The sequence below is a fragment of the Roseovarius sp. S88 genome (assembly GCF_037023735.1).
GTDB lineage: Bacteria > Pseudomonadota > Alphaproteobacteria > Rhodobacterales > Rhodobacteraceae > Roseovarius > Roseovarius phycicola.
The window spans coordinates 978,811-992,984 of the sequence record NZ_CP146069.1; the positions used below are offsets into that span (position 1 = coordinate 978,811).

11 protein-coding genes and 1 pseudogene are annotated in these 14,174 nt (G+C 58.7%); 6 read left to right on the forward strand and 6 right to left on the reverse strand.

The genetic code is table 11. The features are described from left to right. Position 1 precedes the first annotated feature (1 nt). Genes RZ517_RS05025 through RZ517_RS05050 form a run of 6 tightly spaced genes read left to right on the forward strand, consistent with a single transcriptional unit; the run spans position 2 to position 5,982 of the window. Positions 2-2,881 (forward strand): monovalent cation/H+ antiporter subunit A, encoded by a 2,880-nt coding sequence (locus tag RZ517_RS05025; RefSeq protein ID WP_338550370.1) that lies wholly within the window; start codon positions 2-4, stop codon positions 2,879-2,881. A gap of 1 nt (position 2,882) precedes the next feature. Continuing rightward, the gene (locus tag RZ517_RS05030; protein ID WP_338550371.1) at positions 2,883-3,245 is read left to right on the forward strand and encodes a Na+/H+ antiporter subunit C; all 363 of its coding nucleotides are present in this window, start codon (positions 2,883-2,885) and stop codon (positions 3,243-3,245) included. Then, complete coding sequence (locus RZ517_RS05035; RefSeq protein ID WP_338550372.1) at positions 3,242-4,813, forward strand: monovalent cation/H+ antiporter subunit D; 1,572 nt, start codon at positions 3,242-3,244, stop codon at positions 4,811-4,813. The genes RZ517_RS05030 and RZ517_RS05035 overlap by 4 nt, the downstream gene beginning before the upstream one ends. Position 4,814: 1 nt before the next feature. Next, on the forward strand, positions 4,815-5,315 hold the full coding sequence (locus tag RZ517_RS05040; RefSeq protein WP_338550373.1) for a Na+/H+ antiporter subunit E: 501 nt from the start codon (positions 4,815-4,817) through the stop codon (positions 5,313-5,315). Continuing rightward, on the forward strand, positions 5,312-5,599 hold the full coding sequence (locus RZ517_RS05045; protein WP_338550374.1) for a K+/H+ antiporter subunit F: 288 nt from the start codon (positions 5,312-5,314) through the stop codon (positions 5,597-5,599). Before RZ517_RS05040 ends, RZ517_RS05045 begins: the two co-directional genes overlap by 4 nt. After that, the gene (locus tag RZ517_RS05050) at positions 5,596-5,982 is read left to right on the forward strand and encodes a Na+/H+ antiporter subunit G (protein WP_338550375.1); all 387 of its coding nucleotides are present in this window, start codon (positions 5,596-5,598) and stop codon (positions 5,980-5,982) included. Before RZ517_RS05045 ends, RZ517_RS05050 begins: the two co-directional genes overlap by 4 nt. 42 nt (positions 5,983-6,024) lie before the next feature. On the opposite strand, the gene RZ517_RS05055 is transcribed toward RZ517_RS05050, so the two are convergent. From RZ517_RS05055 to RZ517_RS05080, 6 genes and pseudogenes are all read right to left on the reverse strand, one after another. Then, positions 6,025-8,349 (reverse strand): DUF1989 domain-containing protein, encoded by a 2,325-nt coding sequence (locus RZ517_RS05055; RefSeq protein ID WP_338550376.1) that lies wholly within the window; start codon positions 8,347-8,349, stop codon positions 6,025-6,027. A 105-nt stretch (positions 8,350-8,454) separates the two neighbouring features. Continuing rightward, positions 8,455-9,419, reverse strand: a pseudogene (locus RZ517_RS05060) (ABC transporter ATP-binding protein). Next, on the reverse strand, positions 9,416-10,402 hold the full coding sequence (locus RZ517_RS05065; RefSeq protein ID WP_338550377.1) for an ABC transporter ATP-binding protein: 987 nt from the start codon (positions 10,400-10,402) through the stop codon (positions 9,416-9,418). The pseudogene RZ517_RS05060 and the gene RZ517_RS05065 overlap by 4 nt, the downstream one beginning before the upstream one ends. Then, positions 10,399-11,358 carry an ABC transporter permease gene (locus RZ517_RS05070; RefSeq protein ID WP_338550378.1) on the reverse strand — a complete coding sequence of 320 codons (960 nt, stop codon included), beginning with the start codon at positions 11,356-11,358 and terminating at the stop codon, positions 10,399-10,401. The genes RZ517_RS05065 and RZ517_RS05070 overlap by 4 nt, the downstream gene beginning before the upstream one ends. Beyond that, entirely contained in the window at positions 11,358-12,341 is a 984-nt protein-coding gene (locus RZ517_RS05075) for an ABC transporter permease (protein ID WP_338550379.1), read from the reverse strand. The genes RZ517_RS05070 and RZ517_RS05075 overlap by 1 nt, the downstream gene beginning before the upstream one ends. Positions 12,342-12,429: 88 nt before the next feature. Continuing rightward, positions 12,430-14,007: an ABC transporter substrate-binding protein gene (locus RZ517_RS05080; RefSeq protein ID WP_338550380.1), complete on the reverse strand. Its 1,578-nt coding sequence runs from the start codon at positions 14,005-14,007 to the stop codon at positions 12,430-12,432. Between the last annotated feature and the right edge of the window lie 167 nt (positions 14,008-14,174).

Genomic DNA, 14,174 nt, shown 5'->3' on the forward strand with positions numbered 1-14,174 from the left:
CGTGTCTCTCTTCCTCGTTGTCGCACTACCCTTTCTAGGCGCGCTCCTGCCGGGGCTAATGAACAGCGCGGGGCGTCAGGCCTGTGCCGGGGTCACATTTATCGTTTCGCTCGCGGCTTTCATTGGATTGATCTCCAATCTCCCGGCCATGATAGCAGGCGAGGTGGTTCAGGCGCGGGTTGAGTGGCTGCCTGCGCTGGGCTTGAATTTCAATCTGATGCTGGATGGGCTGGGGTTCTTCTTTGCGTTCTTGATCCTGGGCATCGGCCTTCTGATCATCACATATGCCCGCTACTACCTGTCACGTGACGACAATATGGGTGAGTTTTTCACCTATCTTCTTCTGTTTCAGGGCGCGATGGTGGGGATTGTCCTATCGGATAACATACTGCTTTTGCTTGTGTTCTGGGAGCTGACATCCCTCTCATCTTTCCTGTTGATCGGGTATTGGAAACACTTGCCCGAAGGACGCCAAGGCGCGCGGATGGCGCTGGCCGTGACGGGTATGGGCGGTTTGGCGATGATCGCGGGCATGCTCATACTGGGCAATATCGTCGGCAGCTATGACCTTAGTGTGATCCTGGAAAACCGCGAGTTGATCCAGGCCTCGCCGCTCTATGTTCCGGCGCTCATCTTGATCCTTTTGGGCTGTTTCACCAAATCGGCGCAGTTCCCGTTCCACTTTTGGCTACCACATGCCATGGCCGCGCCCACACCCGTATCGGCCTATCTGCATTCGGCCACGATGGTGAAGGCAGGGATTTTTCTGATGGCCCGCATGTGGCCTGCGCTGTCTGGCACGCCGGAATGGGTGATGATTGTCACCTCAGCAGGTCTGATCACCATGGTGCTGGGCGCGGTGATCGCGCTCTTCAAACATGATCTCAAAGCGCTCCTGGCCTTTTCCACCGTCAGCCATCTGGGTCTTATCACCATGCTTTTGGGCACCGGCACGGCCTTTGGCGCGCTGGCGGCGGTGTTCCACATCCTCAACCACGCCACCTTCAAAGCCGCGCTCTTTATGGCGGCGGGCATTGTTGATCATGAGGCCAAAACGCGGGATATCACCCGACTTGGGGGACTGGCCAAGCTCATGCCGGTGACTTTCGTCATCGCGACCATCGCAGCCTTATCAATGGCCGGTATCCCGTTCCTCAACGGGTTCCTCTCGAAGGAAATGATGCTCGAAGAGGCGACACACACAAGCCTGTTTGGCAGCCCATGGCTGGTGCCCGTGATGGCCACCATTGGCTCGCTTTTCTCGGCGGCTTACTGTTTCCGCTTCATCGGCCACACGTTCCTGGGTGCGGTGCGCGACGACTATCCGGCGCATCCGCATGATCCCGGCCCGGGCATGTGGCTGCCGCCTGCCATTCTGGTGGTCCTCGTCGTCGTCATCGGTGTTGCCCCCTTCCTGGCGCAACCGGCTGTGTTCTTTGTGACCGAGGCAGTGCTGGGCGGTACGGCCGAGATACCAATAAAATACATCAAGATCTGGCATGGCCTTGTGCCTGCGCTCTTTATGTCGATTGCCGCGGTTCTTGGTGGCCTGATCGTCCTTGCCCTGTTCAAACCACTTCTGCGCGCCTGGGATGCAACACCGCGCCCTGAGGCGAAGGTGATTTTCGAGGGGCTGGTCGAGGCTGTCGTGCGCGTGTCGCAATCCGTCATACTGAGGCTCCACAACGGATCTTTCTCGCGCTATGCCGCGTTCGCGTCACTGGCCATCGTCGTAGCCGGTTACTACGCCTGGCGCACCGGCACTGTCGGAGAGGCCACCCGCGTGATGCAGCCGGTGAGCCCAGTCGCCATGGCCGGTTGGGTGATGCTTGTCGCGGCAACGTGCGGCTTGGCGACCTTGCACCGCAACAGGCTTTTGTCCCTGGTGCTAATCGGCATTGTAGGTCTCATGGTCTCTGTCGGCTTTGTGTTCTTCAGCGCCCCGGACCTTGCGATGACGCAGATCACGGTTGAGGTTGTCACAATCATCCTGCTGCTTTTGGCGCTCAACTTCTTGCCCAATGCCACACCATTGGAAAGCACAGCAATGCGCCGCACGCGCGACATCGCGGTCGCGGTTGCCGGGGGGCTTGCCACAATGGGCCTCTCGATGCACTACCTGCTGCGGGATGCTGTGACCTCGCCGATCTCTGAGTTTCATCTGGCCAACTCCTACAAAGGTGGTGGCGGGACGAATGTGGTCAACGTCATCCTTGTGGATTTCCGGGGCTTTGACACCTATGGCGAGATCATCGTTTTGGGCATCGCTGCGTTGCTCATCTACGCGCTGACCGAAACGCTCTTGTCCGGTCCTGTGCGGGCACGGCTTCTCAATCGCGAGCCCAATCAACCTCAGGCGGGGGGACGGCATCCGATGATGATGGTGGTGCTCACACGGGTGATGATGCCGGTGGTGCTCATGGTCGGCTTCTACATCTTCCTGCGCGGCCATAACGAGCCAGGCGGCGGGTTTATTGCAGGTCTCATCGTGTCGATTGGCGTGGTGATGCAGTATATGGCCAGCGGCTTTACCTGGACGGCGGCGCGCATGCGGTACCCTTACCACGGCATCATCGGTGCGGGCGTCCTGATTGCTGGCCTGACCGGCATCGGGTCCTGGTTTGTCAGCAAGCCGTTCCTGACGTCCGACTTCACCTATGTACGCATTCCGCCGTTCCAGGAATTTGAACTGGCCACGGCGGCCCTCTTTGATCTTGGCGTGTTCCTGGCCGTGGTGGGGGCTGTGATGCTGTCTTTGGAAAGCTTTTCGCGTCTCGCCCGTCGTCGGGATGCGGTAGATGATGCCCATCCGATGGATATCGATCCGTCGCGCGATGATCCCCCGGAACCGAGTCAAACTCAAGCGACGGAGGCCTCCTGACATGGAATTTCTCGTCGCTTCTGCCATTGGCATTCTGACCGCTGCAGGGATCTACCTGGTGCTGCGCCTGCGCACATTCCCGGTGATCCTGGGTATGTCGCTCCTCACCTATGCGGTGAACGTATTTCTGTTTGCTTCTGGTCGCCTGACCATTGGCGCCCCGCCTATTCTGGTGAAAGGGGTTGAAACCTATACAGATCCGCTGCCGCAGGCGCTGGTCTTGACGGCTATCGTGATTTCCTTTGGCATGACTGCCGTCGTCGTGATGATTGCGCTCGGGGCGTATCTCAGCTCGGCAGATGACACTGTGAACGACCCCACGGATCCTGATCCTCAGCCCGAGGCAGAGGAGGACGTGGCATGACACATTGGATCCTCGCGCCGATCATCCTTCCCGCCATCTTGGCGCCCTTCATCGTGCTCGCCGCACGTTATCACATTCAAATTCAGCGCGTCTTTTCCATGGCGGGTGTTGTGGCACTGATTGCCATCGCCGCAGGTCTGGCATGGCAAGCCTCAGACGGTACCGTAACACTTTACCAACTGGGCAATTGGGCTGCGCCCTTTGGCATTGTCGTCGTGGGCGATCGGCTGTCTACGCTGATGGTTCTGCTGACGGCCGTGCTGGCCTTTTTTGTTCTGCTTTACTCCATGGCCTCGGGTTGGGATGAGCGTGGGCGGCATTTCCATGCTTTGTTTCAGTTCCAGTTGATGGGGATCATGGGCGCGTTTCTGACAGGCGACCTCTTTAACCTCTTCGTCTTCTTCGAAGTGCTGCTCATTGCCTCATACGGCCTTATGATCCACGCCGGAGGGCAGGAACGCCTGCGTGCAGGTGTGCAATATGTGCTCTTTAATCTGCTCGGTTCGACGCTGTTCCTCTTTGCGCTTGGCTCGATCTACGCTGAAACCGGCACGCTCAACATGGCCGATCTGGCACAGCGTGTGACGTTGATTGATCCCGAAGAAACAGTTGGCATCCGCGTGGCGGCGGTCCTGCTCTTGTTGGTTTTCGCCATCAAAGCAGCGCTCGTGCCGCTGCATTTCTGGCTGCCGTCAAGCTATGCCGAGGCACCCGCACCTGTCGCGGCCCTGTTCGCAATCATGACCAAGGTGGGCGCCTATGCGATCATCCGCGTCTACACCATCATTTTCCCACCGGATCTGGAGGTCACAGCCGGGCTGCACAATGACTGGCTCCTGCCAGCGGCGCTGATCTCGCTGACCATTGGCATGGCTGGTGTTCTGGCGGCGAAAAAACTGGACCGGCTTGTGACATTCTCGGTCATCGGCTCAATGGGCATGGTGATGGTTGCCATTTCGCTCTTTACAGCCGAAAGCATTGCGGCGGCTCTCTATTATATCGTGCATTCCACGCTGGCGGCGGCTTCGCTTTTCCTGATCGTGGACCTAGTGCGCAGCAGCCGGGAGCACCTTCACCTGACTGTGCTGCCACCGGTGGCGGGGGCGGCGCTGATCTCAGGTTTGTTCTTTGTGGCAGCCATCGCCATGGCGGGCCTGCCACCACTGTCGGGGTTCCTTGGAAAGCTGTTGATCCTTGATGCGTCTTTCACGTCTTCAAGTGGCGTTTGGGCTTGGGTTGTTATCCTGACAGGCAGCTTGGTGAGTATCGTCGGCTTTGCCCGTGCAGGCAGTACGGTGTTTTGGAAAGCCAAGAGCGTCGCGCCTGAATCTGTAGAAGACAACGAAGACGACACAGACGCGCCGAGCGCGCCTGAGGCACCAGCCACCATGTCTTATGTTGCAGTAGGCGGATTGCTTGCCTTGCTGGTCAGCTACACAGTCTTTTCTGGTCCCGTGCATGCCTATATGAGCGCCACGTCAGCGCAGCTATTCGCGCCGCAACCCTATTTCTCGACCGTGCTCGAAACACCGGGCAAACTGAGCAAACCCAAGGCGGAGGAGCACTGATATGGCCAAAGTCTTCAACTGGCTCTTTCCGCACCCATTCCTGACATTGCTGCTCACAGTGGTCTGGACGCTTTTGCAAAACGACATCTCGGCAGGGATGGTGGTGTTTGGCCTGATCCTGGGCATCATCATTCCGCGTATAACGGCCGTCTGGTGGCCGGATCGTCCCAGTGGCATACGGCTGTTCAAGCTCTTCAACTATTTGGTCATCGTGCTGTGGGATATTCTGGTGGCCAATGTGCAGGTCGCGTGGATCGTCCTGACCCGGCCCAATTCCAAACTGCGCCCGGCTTGGGTTGTGGTGCCTTTGGATCTCAAACAGCCCGAGGCGATTACTGTGTTGGCTGGTACGATAACTTTGACACCAGGGACAGTTTCCGCTGACATTTCTAGCGAAGGCCACAGCCTCTTGGTGCACACGCTCGACACCGATGATCCGGACAGTGTGCGCGACGAAATCAAGACCCGCTACGAGGCTCGGCTAAAGGAGATTTTCATATGACCGCCGCAATGGAGTTCATGAACATCGCCCTGACCATCGCCTTTTGCGCTGTGGCCATTTCGCAGGTGCTTTGCATGGTCCGGCTGGTGATTGGGCCGGACACGGGCGACCGCATTCTGGCGCTGGACACAATGGTGGTAAATGCCATCGGGATCATTGTTCTTCTGGGCATCTGGCAGGGCACGCAAATCTATTTTGAAGTGTCCATGATCATCGCCATGCTCGGCTTTGTGTCGACCGTGGCCTATGCGCGCTTCAAACTCAGAGGGGATATCATCGAATGACCCTTGATGCGATTTTGATCTATATCGCGGGTGTCTGGCTTTTGGTCGGAGCGGTGTTTGCGCTGGTGGGCTCTATCGGCCTGTTGCGGTTTTCCGATGCGATGACCCGCCTGCATGCGCCAACAAAAGTAGGCACGGTGGGTATCGGGGCACTTCTTCTGGCGGCGATGATCCACGCATTTGTCACTGGCGACGGTTCGATCCATGAACTGTTGATCATGTCATTCCTGTTCGTAACCGCACCAATTTCGGCCAATTTCATTGCCAAAGTGCATATCCATCGCCGTACGTGCGAAACACCCCCTGACCCGTTGAAAGACAAGACGTGGTCAACACTGAATGTGCCTCAGGACAAATCGCAGGCCGTCAAAGTCGAAGCGTAGTAGGCCGTTAAGCGGGGGGCACCTTCGCCCGACCGCCGTGATCTATGCGCGGGCGCGTTCGCGTTTCGGATCGTAGAATGGCGTGTCGCACACAGTCGCGGTGAGCCGCTTCATGCGCCCGTCCATTTGACCTACTTCAAGCACTGTGCTGTTTTCGGCATGCTCCACCGCCAGCCGTGCCAGTGCCATGGTCTTATCCATGATGGGGGAGCGTGTGGCCGATGTGATTACCCCAATCGCCCGCTCTCCGGCAAAGACATGCGCGCCATGGGCGGGCACATCGTCACTTTCAAAGCTCAGGCCTTTGAGCACTTTGCGCGGGTCGCGCGCATTGCGTTCCAAAGCGGCACGTCCCACAAAATCAGGCTTCTTGAGATCTACCGCAAATCCGAGTCCCGCTTCATACGCATCCACGCCGGGCGCGAATTCAGCGCCAGCGGCGGCAAGCCCGGCCTCGATGCGCAGCATCTCAAGTGCAGCACTTCCCATAGGTTCTATGCCAAACTCTTCTCCCGCAGCCATGAGCGCATCCCAAAGCGCCGGGGCATCGTCTTGCGTGCAGAAAAGCTCGTACCCCAATTCGCCGGTGTAGCCAGAGCGGGACAACATGAAGGGCACGCCTTCGCGATCATTGAGACGCGCCACCGTGACGCCGAACCACTTCACATGCTCCAATGCCGGAACTTGCGGCTGGGTGAAGACGATCTTTTGTAACACGTCACGTGAGTTTGGTCCTTGCAGCGCCAGATTGGGCAGGGCGCTTCCCATACCATGCACGCGCACCTGTAGACCCTCGGCCTGTGCCAGTTCCGACAGCACCCGCGCGCTTTCTTCTGTGCCACAACACCAGCGGAACAACTGTGGCGCGAGCCGAAAGAGCGTGCCGTCATCGATCACCGCGCCGGCATCATCGCACATCAGCGCATAGGTCCCCCGCCAGACGGCCAGCCGCGAAACATCCCGCGTCAGCGCCTTTTGCAGAAGCTTTTCGGCGTCGGGTCCAACGATGTCGTATTTGCGCAACCCGCTCATATCCTGAAGCGTGACCCGTTCGCGACAGGCCCAGTACTCGCCGATAGTGCCAACACTGGGAAAGCTCACCGGGGCCCAGAGATCGCGCGCAGATGCAAAATGCGATGTCAGCTTGGAGGTGCAGGGGTGAAACGCGCTTTCCTGGCTGATCGACATGGGCGCATCTTCCTTTTCGCGATAGGCCACAGCCCGGCGGATTGGGGCGTCTGGCTTGTAGATGCGCACATGCACATCCGTGGGGTTCCAGCCATTAATTGGATCAATGTCATCAGGACATGCGGTTGAGACACAGACCAGCCGGTCCATGGCCTGAAGGGCCACGTAGTCCCCAGGCCGGGAATAGCTTTCTTCACTCATCAGCGCGTGATGCGTGGGATCAATCCAGGTGTTCCAGAAAAAGTTGATCGCAGGCCAGGCCGCGCGCCGGTTCGCACCAAGAGGCGACAACGCACCCGAGATGTTATCCGAGCAGTTCACATGCCCCGGAAAGCCGCGCTCTTCGTAGCCCCGCGCGGTACAGGCCAGGCCAAACGTGTCGTGCCGCCCACAGGTGTCTTGGACAACATTCATCATTGGGCGCATGTCACGATCAAAGAACTTGTCAAAAAGCCCTGGTGTCGGATAGGCCCCACGCACCATGGACCGCGTCGCAGTGCTGTCGATCATCAGCTCTTCACCGCGGTCAAGCCCGTCACTGCGCAGTGCCATGAAATCGGAGCATTGCTGCCCTTCGACATCTATGATTTGCACAATCTCGCCTGGCTGCACCTCATAGGCGCGCGCGGTGCCGCGCGATACGGTGAACTCATCGCGCACTTCACCCAGCGGTGGCGGCAAAAGCAGGGATTGTGTCAGATTGGCCGGTTTGTGCGTGATTTCGGCAGCCCCGGGCGCGGCGTCGCGAACCAGCTCTTCGGCTGTCATTGGGTTGATGACCCACACATGGCAGGATGCGCGCGCCGAAAGCGCCAAAAGCTCATCCGTTGGTATCTGCACAACCGAAAGCGCCGCGTCTGCGGATCCGCCCTGCGCGGCAAACCAGCCCTTCAACTCGGCGCTGTCAAAACTGGCTGTTTCAAGTTGTGTAATCGCCCCCAGCCCCAGAAGGCCGGCATTTGCGCGGCCCTTGTCGTCAAGGACCAGAACATAGACCGGGCGCGCGTCATCATGTGGCGACACAGACAAAAGATCACCCGAAGACAGATCAAATCTGACAGCCTGCCGTGGGCCGATTTGTTTGCGAAACCGTTGGGACTTGTCGGGGAACCCTGCAAAGTTGCGACCATGCCTAGCATAGCCGATATTGCTGAACTCATGATGGACTGGTGTGGACACCACCGCCCGAACTCCGGTTTAAAACCACGCCGATTCAAAATTCGACAAAGGCCAGAGAGCGCAAGTCACTACGCGCTGTCAAGAGGTCATGCGCATGGCGTGATGCTATTCTGCCAAATGGCAGGCAACGCGGGTCGCTCCAACTAAGCGCATCTCCGGGCGCTCCTGACTGCAGCGGTCCACAGCCAGCGGACAGCGCGGATGAAACGCGCAACCTGTTGGCGGGTTTATGGCATCGGGAATTTCACCTTTGGGCGGATCAACCTCACGCCCAAACGCGTCCATCCGGGGTGCGGCGTCAAAGAGCATGCGGGTGTAAGGATGCCGCGGGTTGGCAAACAACGCGTCACGCGGCGCCTCCTCAACCAGACGGCCGAGGTAGAGCACGCCGATCCGGTCCGCCATATGCTGGACCACCGTGAGGTCGTGGCTGATGAAGAGATAAGTCAGGCCCAGGTCTTCGCGCAGGTCTGACATCAGGTTCAGAACCTGACTTTGCACAGACACATCCAACGCCGACGTCGGTTCATCGCAGACAATGATTTTGGGGCCCGAGGCCAGTGCACGGGCGATGCAAATCCGCTGTCTCTGGCCGCCGGAAAACTCGTGCGGATATTTCGAGGCATCCGCCGCCGAAAGCCCCACCTGTTCCAGCAAACGCTCGGCAAGACCCGTCGTGTCTCCCCCCGCGCCGCGACCGGCTCGGCAATGACATCGCGGACGCGCCAGCGCGGATTGAGCGAGGCGTAAGGGTCCTGAAAAATCATCTGAATGTCAGAGCGCACCGCATCGACCTTGGCGGCGTCGCGCTCAGTGGCCAGATCAACACCGCTGATCTCGACCGCGCCTTCGGAAGGCGGCACAAGACCGACCACAATCTTACCAATGGTCGATTTGCCAGAGCCGCTTTCGCCAACCAGCGCGTAAACCGTCTTTTCCTCAATGTCGAAACTCACATCCGAGACGGCAGTCAGAAGCGCCACGGGCAGCCGTTCAATCACACGGTTGAGCCAGGGTTTGGAAACATCAAAAACACGCGTCAGGTTACGCACCGAGATCAAAGCGCTCATGCGACCGACTCCTTTGCCGCGAGGGGAAACCAGCAGGCCGCGCGCCCATCGCATGTATCAAGGCGGGGCGAGGGGTCTTGCCGACACCGGTCCTGCGCAAAGTCGCAACGCGGATTGAAGGCACAACCAGTGGGCAGCGCACCCAGGCGCGGCATGGAGCCCGGGATTTGGCGCAGGCGCTTTTGGCCCTGGCTGGCCAGCGGGGTCGAGGCCATGAGACCCGAGGTATAGGGATGCTGGGCTTCGGTGATCACCTCGCGCACCGGGCCAAGCTCGGCCAGCCGCCCGGCATACATCACGGCCACGCGGTCTGCGGCCTCGGCAATCACTCCCATGTCGTGGGTGACGAGCATCACCGCCACGCCGCGCTCGCGGCAGAGCCGTTTCAAGAGCGCGACTATCTGGGCTTGCACCGACACATCGAGCGCCGTGGTCGGCTCATCCGCGATGACCAACTCCGGTTCAGCACACAAGGCCAACGCAATCACAACCCGTTGCCGCATCCCGCCTGAGAACTCGTGCGGATAGCTGTCGATCCGTTGCGCCGCCGCCGGGATGCCCACTTCTTCTAGCGCTGCAATTGCCCGTTTCAGCGCCTCGGCCTGACCGACATTGAGATGTTCCTGGATGGTCTCGGTGAGCTGGTCGCCCACGGTCAGAAGCGGATTGAGCGAGGTCAGCGGGTCCTGAAAAATCATCCCCATATGCCGCCCTCTGAGCCGCCGCAGCTTGTCCCGCGAGATGTTGTGAATGGGTTCCCCTTTGAGCAGAACCTCTCCCGACGTGATGCGTGCCGGGGGATCCAGCAGGCCGATGACCGCATTGCCGGTCATGGATTTGCCCGCCCCGGACTCGCCCACCACGCCCAGGATCTCCCCGGCATGGATGTCATAGCTCACCTGATCCACAGGGCGCAGAATGCCGTGCCGCGTGGGGATTTCGACAACGAGGTCGCGGACGGAAAGGATGGGAGTATTTGTCATCGCAACCTCGGGTTCAAAGCATCACGTAGCCAGTCGCCCAGCAGATTAATTGACAGCGCCAACGCCAGAAGTGTTGCCGCGGGGAACAACAAGATCCACCACTCACCCGAGAACATGAACTCCTGTCCAATTCGGATGAGTGTGCCAAGGGATGGCTTGGTGGGTGGCGCGCCGACGCCGAGGAAGCTGAGCGTCGCCTCGGCGATGATCGCCAGAGCCAGCGAAATCGTGGCAATCACCAGCACGGGGTTCAGCACATTGGGCAGGATATGCCGCAGCATGATCGAAAACCGAGACCGCCCGATGAGCTTGGCGGCCTGCACATATTCCTTGTTCTTCTCCACAAGCGTCGTGCCGCGCACCACCCGCGCGAACTGCACCCAGTCGCTCAGGCCAATGGCCAGGATCAGCACCCAGATCGCCATCTGATCGCGGTACTCGGCCGGCGTAATCCCCTTGGCAATCCCGAAGATCAGCATGGCCACAAGGATCGATGGAAAAGTCAGCTGCACATCGGCGATGCGCATGATGATGCTCTCAGTCCAGCCGCCCAGATACCCCGCGATCAGGCCAAGCGTGACACCAATGAGCATGGCCAGCAGCACCGCCGAGAACCCGACAAAGAGCGAGATGCGCATGCCATACAGGATCGTCGAGAACACATCGCGCCCCTGATCGTCGGTGCCCAGCAGGAAACTGTCCCCGGTAAAGGCATTGGCCTCCCCCGGTGGCGTGAACCCGTTCATCAGATTCAGAGTGGCCGGGTTAAACGGATCAAACGGCGCAATAAGCGGCGCAAAGACCGCTGCCAGAACCAGAACCAGAACAACGATGGCCGAAACAATGGCCACCGGCGCATGGCGGAACGACCACATGAAATCACTTTCCCAGATGCGTTTCATGCGCGAAGGGGCAGGAGCGGAAACCTGGGGTTCAGAAAGCGGTGCGTCTGTCATCAGTGGCCTCCCGTTGTGCGGTCCACGCGCAGGCGTGGATCAATGGCAAAATAGAGCATATCGACAATCAGGTTGATGCCCACGAACATCACCGAAATCATCATGAGATACGCGGCCATGACCGGGATATCCACGAACTGCACCGCGTTGATAAAGAGCAAACCCACACCCGGCCACTGAAACACCGTCTCGGTGATAATCGCAAAGGCGATGATGCTGCCCAATTGCAGGCCTGTGATCGTGATCACCGGCACCAGCGTGTTCTTCAGCGCATGGCGGAAATTGATCGCCCGGTCCTTGATCCCGCGGGCACGGGCGAAGCGGATGTAATCCATGCGCAGCACCTCCAGCATCTCGGTGCGCACCAGCCGCATAATCAGCGTCATCTGGTAAAGCCCCAGCGTGATCGCGGGTAACACCAGCGCCTGCAGCCCGCTTTGGGTGAGGAACCCGGTGGACCAGCCACCGATCTGCACGGTCTGGCCACGCCCGAAACTGGGCAGCCAGCCAAGCTCGACCGAGAACACGTAGATGAGCAAGATACCGATCAGAAAGGTCGGCAAAGACACCCCGATCAGTGAGGCGGTCATAATGATATTTGCCGAAACTCCGCGTTTTCGGATCGCGGTGAAAATCCCTAACGCTATACCGCCCAATAGCGCCAGAAGCCCCGAGACAAAGGCCAGTTCCAGCGTGGCGGGCAGGCGCTCCAACAAGATGTCGGCCACAGGCCGTCCCTGCCTGTAACTCAGGCCGAAATTGCCCTGCACGGCGTTTTCCAGGAATTTGTAATATTGCACCACGAAGGGTTGATCGAGGCCAAGGTTTTCGCGCAGTCGCTCTATGTCCTCAACTGTGCGTTCCTGTCCCAACATGTTCTCAATGGGATCACCGACAAAGCGGAACATCGCAAAGGCCACAAGCCCTACGACCAAAAGCACGAGTGCGGATTGCGCCACACGCCGGATGATATAGGCAAGCATGATCGTCCCCAATCAAAGCTGCATGCGCGTGTTGTTATTCTTTGGCATGCAAAGCGTAGGGCGGCCAGTCAGGCCGCCCCACAATGTCTTAGTTCATTTTGAAGAATTTGAACTTCGGATCGTCTTCCGGACTCACTTCGGTGCCGACCTTTTCGGTCATGCCCCAGTTGAGAACCTGGTGGTGGATCGGAATATAGAGCGTTTCTTCCTGCACAACGGTCCAGATATCATTGATCGTCGCATTGCGCGCCTCAAGGTCTGTCTCTGAGGCAAGGCTGACAATCTTGGCATCAAGATCCGGGTTGGAATAGCCCGTGCCGTTCCAGCTGCCGCGCTCTTCGCCACGGGTGTGGACGAGGAAGTTGAAGATGTACTCCGAGTCGTAGGTCGGAACACCCCAGCCCAGCATGTAGAAATCCGTTTCATCATTCTGGATAAGCGGGAAGTGCTGCGCTTTTGGCTGAGCATTAAGGTTCACGGTCACGCCGATTTGCGCCAGCATGCCCACGGCTGCCTGGCAGATGCCCTCATCATTGACATAGCGGTCGTTCGGACAGTCGAGTTGGATTGAGAATCCATCACCATATCCGGCATCCGCCATCAGCGCCTTGGCCCCTTCGACATCTGTTGTCGAGCTTGCGTCCATGTCTGCATCCCAGCCATTGACGAAGGGCGGTGCGATCATGCCCGCAGGCTGCGATTGCTCACGCATCACAACCTTCTTGATGGCATCGCGATTGATCGCCATGGACATCGCCTTGCGCACGCGTGCATCAGCCAGAGGGTTCTTGCCCTCGACATTGTCGTTGCGGATGTCTTCGTCACCCATGTTCATGCCGAAGAAGATCACCCGGTTTTGCGGCGCTGTTTTTACCACCAGACCGGCGGTGTCGGCCACGCGGCCAAGGTCCTGAACCGGCACGTCCTGAATGAAGTCCACTTCGCCCGAGAGCAGAGCCGCCACACGTGTCGCAGCGTTCTGAATCGGTGTGTAGACAATCTCGGTCACATCAAGCTGGAACTCGTCTTTGCCCCAGTAGCTTTCATTGGCCGACAGAACGGTTTTCACATCCGGCTCACGGCTGACGACCTGGAAAGGCCCGGTGCCGTTTGTGTTGGTCGAGGCAAATGTCGTTTCACCGCCAGCGATGTCCTGCACCGCTGTGGCGTTGTTCGCCTCGGTCCAGGTTTTGTCCATCATGAAGAGATTGGTGAGGTTGGCTGGCAGAATGGGGTTTGGCCCATTGGTGACAAACTCAACCGTGTGATCATCCACGGCGCGCACTTCGGTGATCGAGGTCAACAACTCTTTCATCGCGGAGTTTTCAGACTGCGCGCGGTTGATCGAAAACACCACGTCCTCTGCGGTGAAGTCGGATCCATCATGATAGGTGACGCCCTGGCGCAGGTTGAACACCCACACATTCGGGTCCCCTTCTTTCGGTGCCCAATCGGTGGCCAATGCGGCCTGAAATGCGCCGGAATGGTCGCGAATGATCAGCGGTTCATAAATCTGGTGCGCCAGCGTGTGGGTGGGTCCCTCGTTCTGCGCATGCGGGTCCAGCGTCAGCGAGTCGCCCGCGCGTGCCCAGCGCAATGTCTCTGCCGAAGCGCCTGCCGCCACTGTCGACAGCAACAGCGCAGCAAGAATAGTCTTGGTTTTCATAACAGTCTCCCTGATTGCGCTCCGGTCCAGGCATGTCCGGAGCTATCCCACGACAATATCCAAAGCATCACCGGCTGCAAGACACTTCGACTCTGGGTTGCGCAAGGGAAAGACAGAGGTTTCACGGAAATTGCCAACTCTTGACGACAAGAATTCGCGCGCCAGTG